The following is an 18525-nucleotide window of genomic DNA, read 5'->3' on the forward strand; positions in this document are numbered from 1 at the left end:
TTTTCATCAAGACTGAGGCACGGACATTTTTCTGAAACCTAAGAGCAGGATCGCCGCGATGAGCGCCTCCATCACCCCCACGCCCACTATTGTTATCACCATCAGCGAAGAACCGGCAAGCCCTCCGCTGAGCATGATGTAGTTCCACGCGAAGTGGTAGAGCACGGGGAACACGATATTTTTCGTATAGAGATATGTGCATCCCAGGAACATGCCCAGGATAAACGTGGACAGCATCTGGTTAATAACGTCTGAAGCTCCCACGCCTCCCAGGAAGTTCAGGAAGTGGAGACAGGAGAACAGGACCGCCGAGATCAATATGGCGATCACCGGTCTCTTCTTTCTGAGAAGACCTCCCAGAAGTATGCCCCGGAACATTCCTTCCTCCCCGATGCCCACGAGGAGCGAGTCGAGGATCACCAGAAAAAAGGCTCCCGTTCCGTCGAAGCTCCTGACGGCGGAATACATGGCCAGCCCCGCCACCGGCACGAAGAGTATCAGGTACCAGAGATATCTTTTTCTGTTATCATTGATGATCTTCAGGTCATTCCTGCGCCTGGAGCCATAAACCAGCGTGATGATGGCAAGTGTGGCCGTCACGGGCATGAATTTTCTGCCGAACTCTTCTGACGTGTATGGAGTGTTCAGACAGTAGTTTGTAAAAGCGAGGCCTGCTCCCATTATGATCATGTACAGGCAAAGGAAAATGCGGTTCTTCATCTCGTTGCTCCTCTCTTGCATGGGGCTAAGCGATATTCTGCACCTGTTCTCTGATCTTCTCTATCTCAGCCTTCATATCTATCATAAGTCCTGTTATCTCGGTGTCATTTGATTTCGACCCGATCGTATTCGCCTCCCTGTTCATCTCCTGCACGAGGAAGTCGATCTTCTTTCCTATGGCGTCGCTGTCCCCTTCCACGAAGTTCTCCAGCTGGCTCAGATGGCTGTCGAGGCGCACAAGCTCCTCGGTGATGTCAGCCTTGTCCGCAAATACCGCGGCCTCCACGAGGATCCTGTCCTCAGGCACCTGCACCGCGCCCTGAAGGATGTCATCCAGGCGCTCCTTCATCTTTTCCTTGTATTCCCGTACCACCAGCGGAGCTCTGTCCTGGATCCTGTTCTTAAGGCCCCTGATGATCTCGGCCCTGTCGAGGATGTCCTTTGCTATCCGTTCGCCCTCGGTCTTCTTCATTTCGACCATTCCGTCAAGAGCCTTGTTGAGGGCGGACATTATCTGGGATGTGATCAGATCCTCATCCTCGGCCTCAGGCATGCACTTGATGACGTCCGGCATATCCGCCAGCATCTTCAGCGATACCCTGCCACGGTCTGAGCCACCGAAGTCGAAGGCCTGCTCCAGCTCCTTGAATGCGTTGTAGTACTGCTTCGCCGCCTCCATGTTCACGAGGATCGCCCCGGTCGCCTGGCCGAAAACATCGACGGAGATACTGACCTCTATCTTTCCTCTTTTCAGCCTGTCCTTGACCGTGCTCTTGATCTTCTCCTCAGCGAAGGCGTACTTCCTTGGGATCTTTACATAAACGTCGCAGTAACGGTGGTTGACGCCTTTCATCTCCACCGTGATGGACTTCTTGTCGTCCGTGAAGTCCCCTCTGCCGAATCCCGTCATACTTCTGATCATCAACTGTACCTCTCAAAAGTTCGCAAAAATATTTTTTCACATGAACAGCGCCCTCTCCCACACACCGGTCCGCGGCGCCATACCTATATATTTTAACACCCCGGCCCATGTGGCCACAAGGCGTGACTCGTTGAATTTCAATGGGTCTGATGGTATAGTAAGTGGGATTTTCATTGAGCGCTTCCCTGTTTTACGAAGCAGTGCAATTTCACAGATACAGAAAGGTCTTTTATGGCATTTGACGGAATATTCACCATGGGCATGGCAGAGGAGCTGAAGCTCCGTCTGTCCTCGGGAAAAATAGATAAAATTTATCAACCCTCTCCGGAAGACCTGGTCATCCAGGTCCACACCAGACAGGGGAACTTCAGGCTGATCGGCTCCTGCGGCAGCCAGTCTGCACGGGTGTGTCTCACGGAGGACCGGTACCAGAACCCGGTCACCCCTCCCAACTTCTGCATGCTCCTTAGAAAATACATTCAGGGCGGCCGGATAACTGACATCCACCAGAAGGACTCAGAGCGCATCCTCGAGATGGACATCGAGGCCCAGACGGAGATGGGTTTCATGGTGTCCCGCAGGCTGATCTTCGAGATCATGGGCAAGCACAGCAACATCGTCCTGGTGGATCTTCAGTCCGGAAAGATCCTGGACTCCATCAAGCACATATCCATCGACGTGAACCGCTGCCGCCAGCTCCTCCCCGGGGTGATCTACCAGTACCCTCCCGCTCAGGAAAAGGTGCCTTTTAAGGACGCAGCAGAGGATCATACCCTTGTTGCTGTATCGCACGAGACGGACGGAAAATACCTGCTCGACCACATCGGCGGCATATCTCCGGCAATAGCCAGGGAGCTTGCAGGCTCCGCTGATCCCCTGGGCGCCTTGGAAAAGATAGTTGAGGACGTGCGCCAGCACCGGGTGTGCGGTGTGGTCTACGTGGACGAAAAAACAGGCCCGCGGGAGTTTCACCTCACCGACCTGCCGGAGTATGACGGACTTGAGAAAAAGACTTTTCCAAGCCTCAGCGAGGCTGCGGAGTTCTATTTCTCCCATCGCATCAGCAGCAACGTGGTGAAGCAGAAGGCCCTTCCTCTCCAGCGGCGGGTCAAGGCCGCTCTCGACAAGGCTCTGCTCAAAAAAAAGCGCCTCGGGGAGGACCTCCTCCGGGCGGAAAATTCGGATAAGTACAGGCTGTACGGCGAGCTCCTCACGGCGAACATCCACGCTATCCAGCCGGGGTCCGCACAGGTCACCGTGACCAACTACTATACGGGTGATCCGATCACCATACCGCTGAACCAGCGTTTCTCACCGTCGAAGAACGCTCAGCACTATTTCAAGAAGTACAGCAAGGCCAGGACCGCCATCCATGAGAAGCAGACGCAGCTCCAGGAGACCGAGGAGGATATCCAGTACCTGAATTCCATCCTCCTGAACATTGAGCGGGCCGACACTGAGGAGGCCGTGGATCAGATAAGGGACGAGCTGGCTGAGACGGGTTACATCCGGCCCCAGAAAAAAAAGGACAACCGGCGCAAGAAGCCGAAGATGTCCCCTCTTACATATGTGCTGTCTACTGGAGAGAAGGTGCTGGTGGGCAGAAACAACAAGGAGAACGACTGGCTCACCACAAAGCACGCCTCAAAGAACGACCTGTGGTTCCACACCAAGGACATCCCAGGGTCCCACGTGATACTGCCACTCCAGCCTGGACAGACCGCCGAGGACGTTTCGCCAGAGACGATCTACGAGGCGGCGTCCGTGGCCGCCTGGCACAGCAAGGCCAGGGAGTCGGAAAACGTCCCTGTGGATTTCGTGCCCGTGCGCCACGTCAAGAAACCATCGGGGGCGAAGCCGGGCATGGTCATCTTCACCCACAACACAACTGTGCACGTGACGCCGAAGCTGCCTGAGGGCAGCGGATCAGCGGGCGCCGATCAGCTTTAATAACTGAGAAAATACATCCGCAGTATTCAGTTCATCCCATGATGCGCTGAATACTGTTTTTGTATAGTCGTCATCAGGCCTGTACACCCAGATCCTGTCCTTTGATGCGATCACAGAATATTGGACCTTGAGCTGCCGGGCATAGCTCCTGGCCTGATTCTGGACTTCGTCCATCTCCCGGTGGCCATGGATGCTGTATTTTGCCTCTATGATGCAGAAGGCTGTCTGGTGTCCTCTTGTGGTCACCGGCTTGATCACGAAATCCGGTACGAGTGCGTGGTTGTGATTACCTATTTCTATGTACAGCTGCTGGACATAATCCCTTTCTTCGTATCCAAGCCTACGGATCAGAGGCTTGATAAGTGCGTCCTCAACATCCCTTTCGTTGACGATATCGCAACCACTCTCCGTCGCGGCGAATTCCAGCTTCGGCAGCTTCGCGCCGGTCAGATCCAACAGATGATTGTACTCCGAGGGCTTGAATTCAACCCCGTTTATGCCCTGCATGTTTTTTCTCACTATCGGCATTTTGCCAAGGATCTCATCATTCCTGAGCTCCTTCAAAGGCACTGGCTTTACCCTCACGGGTCTTGATATATATGTGCATCTGTAATAGAAAAAGAACGGATCGTTAAAGCCAACAGATACGCTTCGCCAGAAGGAATCCACTTTGCTTTCAGGCGATGTGAGATACATGACGATCATATCACCTGCACGAGTATCAGGATTACACTGCCAGGGAGCAATGTAGTCCTTTTTGTAAGAAAGAAAAGCATCATCTTTTGAACCTCCTATAAAGAAGGCACTCTTCGGCTCCGGCAGGTCTTTGATTATATAACTTTCCAAACCACCTACACACTTTGGTGCAAAATCATAGAGAAATGCGCACAGTTCAGCGAACGACATTCCTTGGTACTCTCTGAATCCCTGCAGCGCTTCGCAAACTTTCCCATAATAGAAGAACCTGCCCCTGTAGTCCTTCTTAACAGGAACAGGAGGCAAGTCGATGTCGAACTCTTCTGCGATATTTTCTAAGATATTGAAGTTGTACCTAAAATAATACGGAACGAACAGCTTTGGATAATTCACAGCCAATATCGTGGAAAAGAGCTCGATCAAAGATGAAAACGCATCAAAAACTTCACGGTCATTTTCTCCGACTTCATCTGCAATTTCATTGTAGAGTTCTGTTAGTGTCGTTTCCGTCGTACGTTTTTTAATCTTCGGTACCCAAAACCATCCAGATAAAAAATCAGGCAACTCTTCCAACTGTTCTCCCATATTTTCGATCAGGATGTCGTCAGGACAGTAAGCCCGGCGCAAAGATTTTACAGTGTCAACAAAATGCTTATATATCCTTCGATCCAGTCTTCTAGTCAGATTCTGTTCAAAGCAATGGACTATTTTTTTCCTCCGGCATCCAAATAGAGCTGCCATATGTACTCGTTAAACACGGAATTCTCCAGATTCTTTGACTTAAACAAATGGCCTCTATCTCCGACTGCCATTTTGCCTGTTCTTATTAAGTTTCTTCCTTGTCTTCGGCTTCATTATGGAATACCCAAAAAATCCCAGTGGTCTGTGCCCCACCGGCAGATACTCCCCATGGCAGTATGACACCAGATCCATGTCCTCCACCTTATAGCGTCCCTCAGCGCTGATGAGCTCCTCATCTATGTGTACGGCTACGATCTCCGCCAGGAACATGTCGTGGCTCGGCAGCTCGGTGACGCCCTTCACCACACACTCCAGACTGATAGGAGAATCCGCGATCATCGGAGCATCAACGTGGGATGCAGCTTCTTTCGTCAGCCCTGCGGCCTCGAACTTGTCCATGTCGCGGCCGGACCTGACACCGCAGAGATCACATGCCTTCGTAAGTTCACGAGACGTGAGGTTTATCACGAACTCTTTCCGCTCCTCGATGATGTGATGGGAATAGCGTGACTTTCTCACCGAAATGTATGTCATCGGAGGGTCTGAGTTTACGATCCCGGTCCACGCAACGGTGAGGATGTTGCTCTCCTCCATGGTGCCGCAGGAGACCATAACGGGAGGCAGGGGATAGAGCATCGGCCCGGGTTTCACCTCGGTCTTCTTTCTGGCCTTCGGTATTGCAGGCGCCGCAAATCTTTTCTCTTTTTCCGCCTTCGCTCTCTTATCTTTCCTAACGCTCTTGTGTCCCTTGTTCCTCTTGTCTCGTCTGTCTTTCTTATCTCTGTTCTGCACCTTTTATCTCCGTCACTTCCTCGAATTCTGCTCCACAACGCTCAGCACCTTTTCAAAGTGCTCCGGGAGCGGAGCCCTGAACTCCATATACTTCCCCGTTCTCGGATGAACGAATCCCAGCACTCCCGCATGGAGCAGCTGCCCACTCGTCTTGAAGGGCAGGCGGGGATTCTTCGGGCCATACATCGGATCCCCCACAAGCGGATGGCGGATGTATGCCATGTGGACCCTTATCTGATGGGTCCTCCCCGTCTCCAGCACGGCAGATACCAGTGTGTACTGCCCGAAACGCCTGAGGACCCTGATGTGTGTCACCGCCCTCTTTGGATTGCTTCCACCCACGGCTCTCCTCATCCTGTTTCCGAAGTCACGCCCTATGGGCTGGTCGATGGTGAGCTCATCGTCTTTAATGTTGCCGTAAACAAGCGCAGTGTACTCCCTGGTCACCGAGTGCTCCTTGAGCTGAGCCGCCAGAGATTCGTGGGCAATATCGTTCTTTGCGGCCATGAGAAGGCCGCTGGTATCCTTGTCTATCCTGTGGACTATGCCCGGACGGACTTTTCCGTTGATGGAAGAAAGGGAATCTCCACAGTGAAAAAGCAGGGCGTTCACGAGTGTGCCGTCTGGGTTCCCCGGTCCTGGATGCACGACCATACCCTGCGGCTTGTTCACCACGATCACGTCCTTGTCTTCGTACACCACCTCTATCGGTATGTCCTGAGGTACCGCATCTATGGGCTCGGGTTCTGGAACATCCAGAATCACCTCGTCTCCCGGAACCAGCTTTTTCTTTTTTGAGTTCTCCCGGCGCCCGTTCACCTGTACCCTGCCATCGGCGATAAGGAGCTGAGCGTAATTCCTGGACAGATCCTCGGAAGCAGCGGCTATGAAGGCGTCCAGTCTCTTGCCCCCATCCTCCTCTCCTGCCGCGAGCCTTATCTCGTCACTCATCTTTCTTTCCTCTTTTTTCCTCAAAGAAAAGGACGTACACGAAAAGAAGGGCGCATCCGAGGGTAACAGCGATGTCCGCCACATTGAAAACAGGAAAGAATCGAAAATCGAACATGTCCGTAACGTATCCTATGACCGTCCTGTCGATCAGATTGCTGGTGCCTCCCGCGAATATCATGGCAACGGCCGTCATCTCCATCCTGTCGAAGCCCTTTTTCCACCCATATACCAGAAACACGGCACAGAGCGCCATGAACACCACCGGAATGAGGATCGTCACCAATGGCTGATTCTGGAACATACTAAAAGCCGCTCCCCAGTTCCTCACATAGGTGATGTGGAACACGTCCTGAATGACGGGGAGCGTCTCTCCTTCTTTAAAATTGCTTCTTATCAGGTATTTGACCAGCTGATCACTTCCCATGATCAGACAAATAAGAGCCGCGATCATTCTTAGCTATTTCAGGATGATCGTGTCATCGATCTTGGTCTTCTCATTGGCGATCTGCTTCAGGCTGTCAGAGAGATCAGAGACCGTGGCCTTCTTCTGCCCATCTGTTCCCTGACCATCCTGTCCTGGAGCGGAGAGTGTGTCATCACTCTTCCTTCTGATCACCAGAGTATCCTGATTTACAGGCTCCTTCTCCTCTGCCTGAGGTCCCAGTTCCTGCTCGATATCAGGGATGTCGCTTCTGTCCATATCAGGGAGCAGCGCATACTCGTCGTTTTCCAGCGCTGCAAGCTCGTCCTTGAGCATCCTCTGGTAGTTTGCCCTGAGTCTCTCTACCTTGTTCTTCAGGACCAGGTGCTCATCGTTGAGCTTTCTGACGGTGGTCTTGGCCTCGAGGAGCATGTTCTCAGCCTCCAGCTCGGCATCTCTCATCATGAGCTCGGCTCTTCTCTCGGCGCTCGCGGAGATGTCCGCCATCAGCCTCTTGGCCGTCTCCAGCGTCTCCAGCATTGCTGTGTCAGACTTCTGGGCCTCGCTTACCTGCTTCTCCAGGAACTTGATCTTGTGTGCCATGTTCCTGTTGTCCGTCAGCACCTTCTCATAGTCGACGATGATCAGATCGAGGAATTCATCGACTTCTCTTGAGTTATATCCTCTCTTGTCCCTGCTGAATTCCTTCTTATCGATATCAACCGGCATTATCATATGTGTGTTACCACCTTTCATAACATATCCGGCGGGGCCGGAGTAATAAAATCGCTAAAAGATCAAATATATCAGTCGCACCAGGATCCACTCCACGATCTCGATGGCGAAGAACGCCACCAACACTGAAAAGTCGAATGGTCCCGTGTTGAGTCCTGACATAAGCTTCCTTATAGGAGCCACGAACGGCTCGGTCAGCCCGATCACCGCCCTGTACACCCCCGCCAGGGATGAGCTGCCACTGGTGACTATCCAGCTCATGATAGCCCTCACGCAGAGGAGAAGTATCAGGATCTGGCAGAACCAGTGCACCGCAGTGCCTAAAACGTATGCCATCCACTACCTCCACGGGCTGCGCTGCTTGTCTCCGTAGCCGCCGTCCTCACCGGACTCGCGGTTCACCTTTGCGGCGATGTCCACGTTGGCGGGAGCGAATATGAAAATATTGGATGTAACCTTCTGCACGTTTCCGTTGAGCGCGTATGTAGCGCCGCTCATGAAGTCAAACATCTTCCTGGCCAGGTCGGTCTCCACCCTCTCCAGGTTGATGATCACGGGCTTCCTGGACTTGAGATTGTCCACGAGCTTGGTGCACTCATCGAAATTGTTAGGCTCGATGACCAGCATCTTGAAAGGCCCGGAGCCGTTCATGGACAGCCTCTTGGCCTGTGAACCCTTGGAGATCATAGGCGCGATCTGCTCGTACTGGGAGCTGCCTTTGACCCCTGTGTCCGCACTCCTCTCAGGTGCAGGCTTGGACGCCCCCTCACCCTTGCTGAGTTTCGCCTTCGTCTCTTCTATCTCTTCTCTTGTTACTTCTATCTCGTCATCGTCTATATCCGTGCCGAGGAAATTGCTCATAGCTTCTTTGAATCCCATGTCGTCCTCCATGATCATGTAGTCGTCATCTGCCGCCCTTCAGGCCCCATGCCTCTCACGGCCCACAACAACGGGCGATAGCAACCTAATGGCTATTATACAGTAAATTCAAGGAAAATGTTCAAACAGAACATGATTTTCAGAATAATTCCACACTGGGTGAGGCCTTGTCGGCCCTCTATCTGTAGTTTCTCTTGCCGAAAATAGCACTTCCAACTCTTACGATGGTGGATCCTTCCTCAACTGCCACCTCATAGTCAGAACTCATGCCCATGGAGAGCGTGTCGATGACCGCTCTGTCCTCTGGCAGATCAAGCTGCTGCAGTTCCTGGAAAAGCTTTCTCGTCTCCGCGAAGTATTTGCGGGATTCCTCAGGCGCTTCGCCGTAGGGAGGGATGCACATCACACCGCGCACCCGCACATGTTCGCAGCTGCCGGTTATCTCTTTTACCAGAGGGACCAGATCCTCCGCATTGATCCCCGTCTTGCTCTCCTCGTTCCCGACGTTGATCTCGATGAGGATATCCATGACGAGGCCTGCATTTCCGGCCCTCTTGTTTATCTCCTGAGCCAGGTGGAGAGAGTCCACGGAATGTATCATGACCACCTTGTCTATGATCTGCTTTACTTTGTTGGTCTGAAGGTGACCTATGAGGTGCCACCTCACGGGCTTTACGTCCGGGTACTTGCTCAGGAGCTCCTGGACCTTGTTCTCCCCGATATCCGTGGCTCCGGCATCGATGGCCTCGTTGATCTCGTCCACCGTGTGGAGCTTCGTCACCGCCATGAGGGTGACGTCCTCAGGCTTCCTGCCGGATCTTACGGCAGCCTGATCCTTCTTTTCCAGAACCTCAAGGTAATTCTCTCTTACGCCCATTTTCTCTCCTCTTATCATCTGTTATCGTCCGTGGTTCGGTTTACAGCCGGTATCTGTGCCGGCCTTCTATTTCAGCACCGTGGCATTTTTCACGTCGCTGTCGCTCGGATCCTTAAGCACCTCATCATACACGGTCATGGTGTTATGGAAGTTTCCCTGATCATCCATGTACAGATCCTGATATACGGCGGCCTCTGTACCGTTGTCCGCCTTTATCATCACCGGCTTGAACACCAGCTTGCCCACCTTGTTCTTGACGATCACGCCCTGCTGGCCATTCTTTTTCACGAGGCTGCTGGTCTTGATAACTATGCCATCAGCGCTGGCGGATGTGACGGTGATGCTTGCCTTTCTCTTATTGAGCATGGACTTGAACATCATGTTGGAATCGATCATCACGCGATAGCTTCCGCTCTGTTTCTTCACGGAACGAACGGTACCGATGACATCGTTATCCTGTCCCGGAAAGGTCATGGTGACCTGGTTCCCCGCCTTGAAGTGACCGGAGGATCCCTTGTCCACATAGAACACCACCAGCCAGTCTCCGTTGGTCGTAATCTTGAACACTGGCTCGCCCTTAGCGACCCGTCCCTTTCCGAACTGGTTCACTGAAACGCTGCTGTAAGATCTCAGCTTGTCCTGGCTCAGCTTATCGGCCCTGCTGGTGGTGAGCTTACCCTCGGCGCCGTCGATATAATAACTCACATATCCCGCAACGTCCGTCTTGCCACCCTCTGCAGTATATGATTTTTTCCCGAGACTTTCGAGCACGCTCTTGGAGGTGTTGGTCTTCTGACTCCTGCCCGTACCGGTTATCTCCACGATCCGGGAACCCGCCTTCACCAGCTGACCTTCCTTCACCAGCCGGTTCACCTCTCCGGCGGCCGGGGCCGTGTAGACACTCTCGTCTCTTATAATGAACGCATCAACGTCATCGGAGACCTCAACGCTGCCGTACTCCGCCACGTAAGTCCTGTCGAAGACCCCTGCAATTGAAGGTATCACATATATTATTATCATGCAGATGATCACCGCTGCCGCCCAGACGATGACCCAGAATCTGGTGTTTTTCTTCATATCAAGTAATTCTCATTTCCCCGCAAAAGGGCGGTATCCCCTTCATCCAACTCACTGATGACGGATGCCAAGTTCGTCCAGTACCGCTTTTTCCTTTTTCGAAAAGTTCCTGTCCTTAACGAATTTCTCCAGCATGTCCGGCCTGTTGTCTCTGGTGATCTTCAGCGCCTCTCTGAATCTCCAGAGGTCCACCGCCCCGTGATCGCCTCCGAGGAGGATCTCAGGGACCTCTCTTCCGTCGATCGACCTTGGCCTCGTGTACTGCGGATACTCCAGGAGCCCCGAATACACGCTCTCGTCCAGGGCCGACTCCCTGCTGCTGAGGACGCCATCGATAAATCTTGCCGAAGCGTCTATGAGGATCATCGCCGGCAGCTCACCCCCGGTGACCACGTAGTCACCGATGGATATCTCCTCTGCCTCCATCTCGTCCAGGGCCCTCTGGTCCACGCCCTCGTAGTGACCGCACAGTATGGTTATCTCAGGTTCACAGGAGATCTCACGTGCCAGCTCTCCTGTTAGTTTCTTCCCCCTTGGCGACATGTATATCACCCTGCCGCCCATGTCGTTCTCCCTGAACGCCGTGATTATCGGCTGGTACTGCATCACCATGCCCGCGCCGCCTCCGAAGGGCGCATCGTCGACTCTGTTGTGTTTGTCCTCTGTGTGATCCCTGATGTCCACCACATTGATCTCCAGGATCCCTTTCTCCCGGGCCCGGCCGATCATGCTCTCCTGCAGTGGCTGAAACATCTGTGGAAAGATCGTAAGTATGTTTATCTTCAAATTCTTTTACCTGTCTGAATGTATTATCGCAGAGACCGTCAATATCTGCCCGTATCTCCGGCGTCCGGCTCACGCCTGTCAGTCCAGAAAACCCGGTATCAAACGCACCGTGATAACACCCTTTTCCTGGTCGATAGTGTCCACAAAAGCCTCTACGGCCGGGATCATCACGTCCGGCCCGCCTTCTCTCTCTACCACGTAGACCTCCTGGGCCGTTGCCGTGAGGATGTCCTTGACCCGACCGACCTCGCTTTCGGAATTCACGTCATATACCTTCATGCCTATGAGGTCGCTGATGTAGTGATATCCCTCGGGTAGCTCATCCATGTCGTCAGATGCCATGGAAAAAGTCCTGTTCCTCAGCCCGTCGGACTGGTCTCTGTCGTCGACTCCCGCCAGCTTAGCGATGCACGTGCCGTTATGGTCGCGGACGCGCTCCACGTCGTACCCTATGGATCCGTCTCCGGAAGCCACGTATATCCTGGCTCCCTCACGGAAGTTGCTGCTGTCACGATTGTAGAGCTGGACCTTCATCTCCCCCTTCAGGCCTACAGAAGAAGTGAACCTTCCCATCTCAACGTATTCCCTTCCCTTCATCCTGTACCTCCTGACGGGATCTTATATCTTCACGATCCGGATGTTTAACTTCTTGATTTTATACCAATCACAGAAGCTTTTCAACGAAGCGCCACGCACCTTGCCACCGGCGCGGGCACCCACCATTGCCGCGGGCACCCACCATTTTCTTTTTTCACGAAAAAAACAGGCAGCACCCGCCGCCTGCTCTTCCGTTTATCTTCTGCTCATCGCTCAGCGTCATCTCGTTTTCCGCTATTCATCGATGATATCGACAGTCACCCTTTTCTTCTGCTTGATAGCTGCAGCCTTGACGACTGTTCGGATAGCCTTGGCGATACGGCCCTGCTTGCCTATCACTTTGCCCATATCCTCCTTAGCTACCTTGAGACTCACAACAATGTTATTGCCATGTACCTCTTCGGTGACCACGACCTCGTCCGGATTAGCCACGAGAGACTTTGCGATCGCCTCTACCAGCCCAGACATAGTCTGCACCTACTTTATGATACCGGACTTCTTCAGCAGAGATCTTACAGTCTCTGTAGGCTGTGCGCCGTTGTCCAGCCAGTTCTGAGCTCTCTCTGCATCGATCTTGATCTCGGCAGGATCCTTCAGCGGATCGTAAGTTCCGATCTCCTCGATGAACCTTCCGTCCCTCGGTGTGCGGGAATCCGCTACTACTACTCTGTAGAAAGGCTTCTTGTGAGCTCCGATTCTCTTCAGTCTGATCTTAACCATTATTTCCTCCTTGATTCTGTGGTTATTGGAAAAAGTCTTGTGGGCCGTCCGGCCCGTTCCGGCGCTGCCGGGTGTATTGCTAAGCGAAGGTATTCGCTACATCAATCCTCTGAAAAGCTTGTTTCTCCTGAGAGCCTTCGGATCGTTCATCTTCTTCATCATGGCCCTCATCTCGTCATAGCTCTTGATGAGCTTGTTTATTGTGGAGACGCTCTGCCCGCTTCCCGCGGCGATGCGCTTCCTCCTGCTGGCGTTCAGGATCTTCGGATCGGCGCGCTCCTCCTTCGTCATCGAAAGGATCACGGCCTTGTAGTTCTCCAGCTCCTTCGCACCCCTGCCGGTGTCTATGTTCTTCCTGTCAGCCGCGCTGAGTCCCGGCATCATGTCCAGGATCTTTCCGACGCCTCCCAGCTTGTTGACCTGGGACATCTGCTCGAGGAAATCGTTCAGATCGAACTGGTTCTTCCTGAACTTCCGCTCCAGCCTCTCGGCTTCCTCCTGGGTGTAAGTCGATTCCGCCTGCTCAATGAGTGACATCATGTCTCCCATCCCCAAGATCCTGGATGCTATCCTGTCCGGATGGAACGGCTCGAGGGCGTCATACTTCTCGCCCACGCCCATGAATTTGATCGGTTTTCCAGTGACAGCCTTGGCTGAAAGCGCCGCACCGCCTCTGGAGTCACCATCCATCTTGGTCATGATGATGCCGTCAACGCCCAGCCTGTCGTTGAATCCCGTAGCTATGTTCACGGCATCCTGACCCGTGAGGGCGTCCACCACCAGCAGTATCTCGTGAGGCTTGATCGCCTTCTTGAGGTTTACGAGTTCCTCCATCAGGGCCTCGTCTATCTGAAGACGTCCCGCCGTATCTACGATCAGAACGTTGAGTCCTTTTCTCTCCGCATCGTCCATGGCAGCCTTCGCGATCTTCACCGGATCCTTTTCATCCCTCATCGTGAAGACCGGGGTGTTCACGGCCTTTCCAACTACCTCCAGCTGATCTATTGCCGCAGGCCTGTATACGTCGCAGGCGCAGAGCATCGGCTTCTTTCCGTTCTGCTTGAGCCAGGAAGCCAGCTTTCCGCAGGTCGTCGTCTTACCTGTACCCTGGAGGCCTACCAGCATATAAACGGTGAAACCGCTCGGGGAATAGGTGAGCTTGCTGTTGGTGCCGCCCATCATGTCCACCAGCTGGTCCTTTACTATCTTTACCACCTGCTGCCCCGGAGTGAGGCTCTTCATCACGTCCGCCCCAAGAGCCTTCTCCTTGACATCGGCAACGAACTGCTTCACCACCTTGAAGTTGACATCCGCCTCCAGGAGGGCCAGACGCACCTCCCTCATTGCGGCATCGATATCCTTCTCGGTGACGACTCCCTTGCCTCTCAGGTTCTTGAAGGTCTCCTGCAGCTTTTCCGACAATCCTTCAAATGCCACTTAGTACTCCTTATCCTGATATCTGATATCCTGTATCTATAGTTCTCCCAGGTCTGTGATTATCTGCTCCAGCTCGCTGAGCTGTTCCTGGGCCTCCTGATCTCCCGCGACTGCGCTGCGAAGTTCCTGCGCCAGCTCTGCCGCCCTCGCCCGTTCCTTTTCGTTTCTGGAAAAGCGGTGGACAAGTCCCAGGGTGTCTTCGTAGTATTTCAGTTTCTTCTCCGCCTGCTTCAGCGTGTAGTGGACAGCCTGTCTGGAGATGTCCATCTCCTCCGCTATCTCTGAAAGCGATAGATCGTCTTCATGGTAAAACTCCATCACACTACGCTGTTTCTCCGGCAACAGGCCGCCGTAAAAATCGAAAAGAAGGCTGGCAAGTTCTATTTTCTCTATCCCTTCAGCCCCTGCTGAGGCTCTGTCAGCCATGATCTCCTCCTTAAAACAGCACGCATATAAATATAACAATACGCGGGATAGCTGTCAAGGATTTTTTTTGACAGCCCCCGCGTTATATCTCGTCTGTTGATCTGTATTCTTTTATATATTCTGTTATATATCCTGTTCTTAGTCTTCGTCCTGCCAGAAGCTCAGCGACTTCGGATCCATTCCTATGCTGCTTGCCCGGAAAACAGGAGCCAGCCCTTCTCTTCTCTGACGCACGTAATCATCCAGCGCCTTATATGCAACACCTCCGATGGCGATGCAGACAGGGATGTTGATGAGTGCCATTCCTCCCATGGTGATGTCTGCAAGAGCCCATGCCGCATCCATAGGTATGATCGCTCCCACCATGATAGTGATGCAGCAGATGACTCTCCAGACTCTCATGAAATTCTTTCCCGGCATCTTCCTGTGGTTCAGGAACGCCAGGGCGTTGTCCACGTAGTAGAGATTGCCCAGCAGCGTTGTGAAAGCGAACATGATCATGGCGATAGTGATGAATGTCGGGCCGTAATTGCCAAACACGGTCGACACAGCATTCTGAACGTACGGAGCTCCCGCGACTTCTTCCGTTCTCGGCGTTCCCGAGAACACGCACATGAGTGCCGTGGCCGTGCAGAGCAGCAACGTATCGATGTATACAGAAAGCATCTGCACCAGCCCCTGCTTTACAGGGTGAGATACCATGGCAGATGCCGCCGCGTTAGGTGCAGAACCGACGCCAGCCTCATTGGAATACAGGCCTCTCTTGATACCGTAGACCATGCAGGATCCCGCAACACCGCTGAATATCGCCCTGAAGTCGAAGGCATCCTTGAATATCATGGCGAAGACAGCCGGCAGCGACTTGATATGGAAGATTATAACTATCAGCGAAACGATCACGTAGAAGAGCCCCATGAAAGGCACCATCTTTTCGGTCACTCTCACGATGCCCTTGCCGCCTCCGGAGATGCATATCCCAACCAGGATCGCCAGAATAACTCCTATGATGATCGGAGTGCTCTTCTCATTATAAAAATCATATGCAACAAAAGTTGACTGAAGATTGTATGAACACAGGAGATTGAACCCGAACGCGTATGTGGCGATCAGGAATATCACGAACACCGTGGCCAGTTTCTTCTTTTTCAAAGCCGACTCGATGTAGTAGCCAGGTCCTCCATAACATCCGGTCTTCTTATCACCGTGCTTGTAGATCTGAGCAAGCGTGCTCTCCACGAAAGCTGATGCTCCGCCAATGATCGCAAGGAGCCACATCCAGAATATAGCTCCGGGACCACCAAGGCATATCGCTGTTGACACCCCGATGATGTTGCCCGTGCCTACTCTTGAAGCCGTAGATACCATCAGAGCCTGAAAGGAGGATACATGGCCTCCCTCCGGCTTTTCCATGACCACCCTCAATGATTCAGGGAAAAGCCTGATCTGAGCAAATCTTATGCGGCACGTGAAATAGATGCCACCGGCTATCAGCACGATTATCAGCACCGGATAGTAAAGAAAGCTGTCGATGTTGTTGAGAACGTTTGTAATCATATGACCCCCAAACAAAATATGTGAAAATATATTTTAGTTTTACATAAAAAGCGGAGCATTGCAACAAAAAAATAACAGGAACACCCTCAAGTGCCCCCGTTGTCCTCCTGTCTGATCATTTTTGCAACAGGATCGTATCTCCTATTTTCCGCTTTCTCCATAGTTTGAAAGGACCCTCGCTGAAGGATCGTCCACATCGCATCCTTCCCACTCCTTGTTAGGCATCCAGTAATCCTTTATCATCTCCGCCTGTCCGGGATAATATCTCTCGAAGATCTCTCTGTAAAGCAGGCTTTCTTTTGTGAACGGCCTTCTGTAGTCGTACTTTTTCGATAGCTCATCAAACTCTTCATCGGTGTATACGGTCTCCGCATATTCCTTGAGATCGTCGACCATGGAATGCCCCACAGCATCTGAGAATGCAGCCTTCTGCCTCCAGAGGATCTCATCCGGCAGGATATGGTCCTTTTCAAAAGCATGTCTGAGCAGGTATTTGCCCATTCCGTAGCTGTTCCTCTTGATTGCAGGATCCAGGCTCATGACATACTTTACAAAATCCGTATCCCCAAACGGCACTCTACCCTCCATGCTGTTTGTGGATATGCATCTGTCGGCCCTGAGAACGTCGTACATGTACAGCTCATCTACTCTCTTTGCAGACTCCCGCTGGAAAGCCTCATCATCAGGAGCAAAGTCGGTGTACTTATAGCCGAAAAGCTCATCCGATATTTCTCCCGTCATCAGCACTCTGATGTCAGTCGTCTCGTGTATCTTCTTGCAGCAGAGATACATTCCCATGCTGGCGCGGATAGTGGTGATATCCCAAGTCCCCAGGATCCTGATCACCTCAGGCAGAGCCTCGATCACGTCGTCCCTCGTCATATAGAATTCAGTGTGATCCGCACCGATGTGATCTGCCGCAGTCCTCGCATACTTGAGATCTATCGCGTCTTCGTCCATTCCTATAGCAAAAGTCTTTATCTTTCTTCCGAGGAGCTTTGCGGAGATGGCACATACAAGGCTGGAGTCCAGGCCTCCCGAAAGGAGAAAGCCCAGAGGTGCATCTGCATCCAGTCTTTCCTCGACCGAGTGGATAAGCTTTTCCCGGATCTTAGAGCAAGCAGTCTCGACATCATCGGTCGAATATTTGTCCACGGTCGTAAGGTCTATATACCTCACGAACTCGCCATCCTTGTAGTAGTGTCCCGGCGGGAACGGCCTGATCTTTTCCACCATGCCCTCGAGGTTCTTGGCTTCGCTTGCAAAAACGATATCTCCTCCCCGGTCGTATCCGTAGAACATCGGTCTGATGCCGATCGGGTCTCTTGCCGCGATAAGGCTGTCCGACTTGTGATCGTAGATGATCAGTGCGAACTCAGAACCCAGCATCTTGAACATCTCTGTTCCATAAATGTGATACAGCGGAAGGAGGATCTCACAGTCGCTCTCGCTGACGAATTTATACGTTCTGGAAAGCTCCTCCCTTATAGGTCTGAAGCCGTATATCTCTCCGTTGCATACCAGAATGTCTCCATCCATCTCAAAAGGCTGCATACCCTCGTCAGTCAGGCCCATTATCGCAAGCCTGTGGAATCCGAGCCACCCCGAAGGGGTCTCTAACAGCCTCGTATCATCGGGCCCTCTTGAGATGGTCTCGTCAAAGAACTTCATGATCTCTTCTCTGCCTAAGCTTTTTCCTGCAAAACCAATAATTGAGCACATATCAGCACCTCCAAAAAAAAACGATAGCAGCTATCTGTCCTCGAACTTTAGGACGAATAGCTGCTATCCGCGGTGCCACCTAACTTACCGGAATGATCCGGTCACTCTTTCAAGCTCCAACAAGCCTGCGTGAGATAACGATCACGACTCGCCGCACCTACTGACCGTGCCTCTCCGTCCATTGATCTGGAACACGGCTTTCAGGTTGGGGCTCCGAAGTGTTCTTCGCTGTAATTCTATGCGCGGGATTCTCATCATCGCCCACTCTCTGTAGCTGAACTTTACAGGTACTTTTCTTCATCAACGCCTTTGTTTATTGATTTTCTAAAAATATACTATTGCTTTTGTGGTTTGTCAACAAATCATATGATATTTTCAAAAAAACAAAACGCAACGAAAAAGGACACTCTTTCGAGTGTCCCTGTCTAACTGGCGACGTCCTAATTTCCCGGGCAGCTTCCCGCCAAGTATCTTCAGCGCTAAGGAGCTTAACTTCTGTGTTCGGGATGGGAACAGGTGTAT

General features: G+C 52.3%; 20 protein-coding genes, 1 rRNA gene and 1 other annotated feature. Of the genes, 1 reads left to right on the forward strand and 20 read right to left on the reverse strand.

All coding sequences use genetic code 11. The features are described 5' to 3' along the window. Nucleotides 1–6 precede the first annotated feature (6 nt). Complete coding sequence (locus BQ7382_RS00905; protein WP_159437179.1) at nt 7–720, reverse strand: CPBP family intramembrane glutamic endopeptidase; 714 nt, start codon at nt 718–720, stop codon at nt 7–9. A gap of 25 nt (nt 721–745) precedes the next feature. Further along, the gene (locus BQ7382_RS00910; RefSeq protein WP_077390063.1) at nt 746–1642 is read right to left on the reverse strand and encodes a YicC/YloC family endoribonuclease; all 897 of its coding nucleotides are present in this window, start codon (nt 1640–1642) and stop codon (nt 746–748) included. Between the two features lie 231 nt (nt 1643–1873). Here BQ7382_RS00910 and BQ7382_RS00915 point away from each other — a divergent pair, with 231 nt between their 5' ends. Continuing rightward, entirely contained in the window at nt 1874–3592 is a 1719-nt protein-coding gene (locus BQ7382_RS00915; RefSeq protein WP_077390066.1) for an Rqc2 family fibronectin-binding protein, read from the forward strand. Here the strand turns inward: BQ7382_RS00915 and BQ7382_RS00920 are convergent. The 18 genes from BQ7382_RS00920 to rrf form a co-directional block, all read right to left on the reverse strand. Next, nucleotides 3569–4873, reverse strand: coding sequence for a type I restriction enzyme HsdR N-terminal domain-containing protein (locus BQ7382_RS00920; protein ID WP_159437180.1), 1305 nt, complete (start codon nt 4871–4873; stop codon nt 3569–3571). The two genes, BQ7382_RS00915 and BQ7382_RS00920, sit on opposite strands and share 24 nt — an antisense overlap. A 210-nt stretch (nt 4874–5083) precedes the next feature. Then, the gene (locus BQ7382_RS00925; protein ID WP_331465893.1) at nt 5084–5821 is read right to left on the reverse strand and encodes a flavin reductase family protein; all 738 of its coding nucleotides are present in this window, start codon (nt 5819–5821) and stop codon (nt 5084–5086) included. A 12-nt stretch (nt 5822–5833) separates the two neighbouring features. Continuing rightward, nucleotides 5834–6772, reverse strand: a complete 939-nt coding sequence (locus BQ7382_RS00930) for an RluA family pseudouridine synthase (protein WP_077390071.1) — start codon at nt 6770–6772, stop codon at nt 5834–5836. Beyond that, nucleotides 6765–7196: a signal peptidase II gene (lspA, locus tag BQ7382_RS00935; RefSeq protein WP_159437181.1), complete on the reverse strand. Its 432-nt coding sequence runs from the start codon at nt 7194–7196 to the stop codon at nt 6765–6767. The genes BQ7382_RS00930 and lspA overlap by 8 nt, the downstream gene beginning before the upstream one ends. Nucleotides 7197–7229: 33 nt before the next feature. Next, entirely contained in the window at nt 7230–7928 is a 699-nt protein-coding gene (locus BQ7382_RS00940; RefSeq protein WP_159437182.1) for a DivIVA domain-containing protein, read from the reverse strand. Nucleotides 7929–7982: 54 nt separating this feature from the next. Continuing rightward, nucleotides 7983–8264 (reverse strand): YggT family protein, encoded by a 282-nt coding sequence (locus BQ7382_RS00945; protein ID WP_077390080.1) that lies wholly within the window; start codon nt 8262–8264, stop codon nt 7983–7985. A gap of 3 nt (nt 8265–8267) precedes the next feature. Continuing rightward, a complete protein-coding gene (locus tag BQ7382_RS00950; RefSeq protein WP_159437183.1) occupies nt 8268–8807 on the reverse strand; it encodes a cell division protein SepF in 540 nt (179 codons plus the stop codon). Between the two features lie 178 nt (nt 8808–8985). After that, nucleotides 8986–9684 (reverse strand): YggS family pyridoxal phosphate-dependent enzyme, encoded by a 699-nt coding sequence (locus BQ7382_RS00955; protein ID WP_077390086.1) that lies wholly within the window; start codon nt 9682–9684, stop codon nt 8986–8988. A 66-nt stretch (nt 9685–9750) separates the two neighbouring features. Continuing rightward, nucleotides 9751–10761 carry an HlyD family efflux transporter periplasmic adaptor subunit gene (locus BQ7382_RS00960; RefSeq protein WP_077390088.1) on the reverse strand — a complete coding sequence of 337 codons (1011 nt, stop codon included), beginning with the start codon at nt 10759–10761 and terminating at the stop codon, nt 9751–9753. Nucleotides 10762–10812: 51 nt separating this feature from the next. Next, a complete protein-coding gene (trmD, locus tag BQ7382_RS00965; RefSeq protein ID WP_077390091.1) occupies nt 10813–11547 on the reverse strand; it encodes a tRNA (guanosine(37)-N1)-methyltransferase TrmD in 735 nt (244 codons plus the stop codon). Nucleotides 11548–11625: 78 nt separating this feature from the next. Beyond that, nucleotides 11626–12144 (reverse strand): ribosome maturation factor RimM, encoded by a 519-nt coding sequence (rimM, locus tag BQ7382_RS00970; RefSeq protein ID WP_077390094.1) that lies wholly within the window; start codon nt 12142–12144, stop codon nt 11626–11628. A gap of 234 nt (nt 12145–12378) precedes the next feature. Beyond that, nucleotides 12379–12612 (reverse strand): KH domain-containing protein, encoded by a 234-nt coding sequence (locus tag BQ7382_RS00975; RefSeq protein WP_077390097.1) that lies wholly within the window; start codon nt 12610–12612, stop codon nt 12379–12381. A gap of 9 nt (nt 12613–12621) precedes the next feature. After that, nucleotides 12622–12864 carry a 30S ribosomal protein S16 gene (gene rpsP / locus BQ7382_RS00980; protein ID WP_330618706.1) on the reverse strand — a complete coding sequence of 81 codons (243 nt, stop codon included), beginning with the start codon at nt 12862–12864 and terminating at the stop codon, nt 12622–12624. Nucleotides 12865–12960: 96 nt separating this feature from the next. Next, entirely contained in the window at nt 12961–14301 is a 1341-nt protein-coding gene (gene ffh, locus BQ7382_RS00985) for a signal recognition particle protein (RefSeq protein ID WP_077390103.1), read from the reverse strand. A gap of 36 nt (nt 14302–14337) precedes the next feature. Beyond that, nucleotides 14338–14727 carry a YlxM family DNA-binding protein gene (ylxM, locus tag BQ7382_RS00990; protein ID WP_077390106.1) on the reverse strand — a complete coding sequence of 130 codons (390 nt, stop codon included), beginning with the start codon at nt 14725–14727 and terminating at the stop codon, nt 14338–14340. A 138-nt stretch (nt 14728–14865) separates the two neighbouring features. Then, entirely contained in the window at nt 14866–16281 is a 1416-nt protein-coding gene (locus BQ7382_RS00995; protein ID WP_077390108.1) for an alanine/glycine:cation symporter family protein, read from the reverse strand. A 141-nt stretch (nt 16282–16422) separates the two neighbouring features. Then, complete coding sequence (gene asnB / locus BQ7382_RS01000) at nt 16423–18003, reverse strand: asparagine synthase B (RefSeq protein WP_077390111.1); 1581 nt, start codon at nt 18001–18003, stop codon at nt 16423–16425. A gap of 45 nt (nt 18004–18048) precedes the next feature. Continuing rightward, nucleotides 18049–18316 (reverse strand) — a binding site (T-box leader). Nucleotides 18317–18430: 114 nt separating this feature from the next. After that, nucleotides 18431–18525 (reverse strand): 5S ribosomal RNA (gene rrf, locus BQ7382_RS01005); the annotation flags it as partial.

Source organism: Mobilibacterium timonense (assembly GCF_900155555.1).
Lineage (GTDB): Bacteria > Bacillota > Clostridia > Peptostreptococcales > Anaerovoracaceae > Allobaileyella > Allobaileyella timonense.

Excerpts from the sequence above, each read along its gene's own strand:
- lspA (WP_159437181.1), bottom strand. The coding sequence starts at position 7,196 with ATGGGAAGTGATCAGCTGGTCAAATACCTGATAAGAAGCAATTTTAAA.
- asnB (WP_077390111.1), bottom strand. The coding sequence starts at position 18,003 with ATGTGCTCAATTATTGGTTTTGCAGGAAAAAGCTTAGGCAGAGAAGAG.
- BQ7382_RS00920 (WP_159437180.1), bottom strand. The coding sequence starts at position 4,873 with ATGGGAGAACAGTTGGAAGAGTTGCCTGATTTTTTATCTGGATGGTTT.
- BQ7382_RS00905 (WP_159437179.1), bottom strand. The coding sequence starts at position 720 with ATGAAGAACCGCATTTTCCTTTGCCTGTACATGATCATAATGGGAGCA.
- BQ7382_RS00945 (WP_077390080.1), bottom strand. The coding sequence starts at position 8,264 with ATGGCATACGTTTTAGGCACTGCGGTGCACTGGTTCTGCCAGATCCTG.
- rimM (WP_077390094.1), bottom strand. The coding sequence starts at position 12,144 with ATGAAGGGAAGGGAATACGTTGAGATGGGAAGGTTCACTTCTTCTGTA.
- BQ7382_RS00930 (WP_077390071.1), bottom strand. The coding sequence starts at position 6,772 with ATGAGTGACGAGATAAGGCTCGCGGCAGGAGAGGAGGATGGGGGCAAG.
- ylxM (WP_077390106.1), bottom strand. The coding sequence starts at position 14,727 with ATGGCTGACAGAGCCTCAGCAGGGGCTGAAGGGATAGAGAAAATAGAA.
- BQ7382_RS00940 (WP_159437182.1), bottom strand. The coding sequence starts at position 7,928 with ATGATAATGCCGGTTGATATCGATAAGAAGGAATTCAGCAGGGACAAG.
- BQ7382_RS00915 (WP_077390066.1), top strand. The coding sequence starts at position 1,874 with ATGGCATTTGACGGAATATTCACCATGGGCATGGCAGAGGAGCTGAAG.
- BQ7382_RS00955 (WP_077390086.1), bottom strand. The coding sequence starts at position 9,684 with ATGGGCGTAAGAGAGAATTACCTTGAGGTTCTGGAAAAGAAGGATCAG.
- BQ7382_RS00995 (WP_077390108.1), bottom strand. The coding sequence starts at position 16,281 with ATGATTACAAACGTTCTCAACAACATCGACAGCTTTCTTTACTATCCG.
- BQ7382_RS00950 (WP_159437183.1), bottom strand. The coding sequence starts at position 8,807 with ATGGGATTCAAAGAAGCTATGAGCAATTTCCTCGGCACGGATATAGAC.
- BQ7382_RS00910 (WP_077390063.1), bottom strand. The coding sequence starts at position 1,642 with ATGATCAGAAGTATGACGGGATTCGGCAGAGGGGACTTCACGGACGAC.
- rpsP (WP_330618706.1), bottom strand. The coding sequence starts at position 12,864 with ATGGTTAAGATCAGACTGAAGAGAATCGGAGCTCACAAGAAGCCTTTC.
- BQ7382_RS00960 (WP_077390088.1), bottom strand. The coding sequence starts at position 10,761 with ATGAAGAAAAACACCAGATTCTGGGTCATCGTCTGGGCGGCAGCGGTG.
- BQ7382_RS00975 (WP_077390097.1), bottom strand. The coding sequence starts at position 12,612 with ATGTCTGGGCTGGTAGAGGCGATCGCAAAGTCTCTCGTGGCTAATCCG.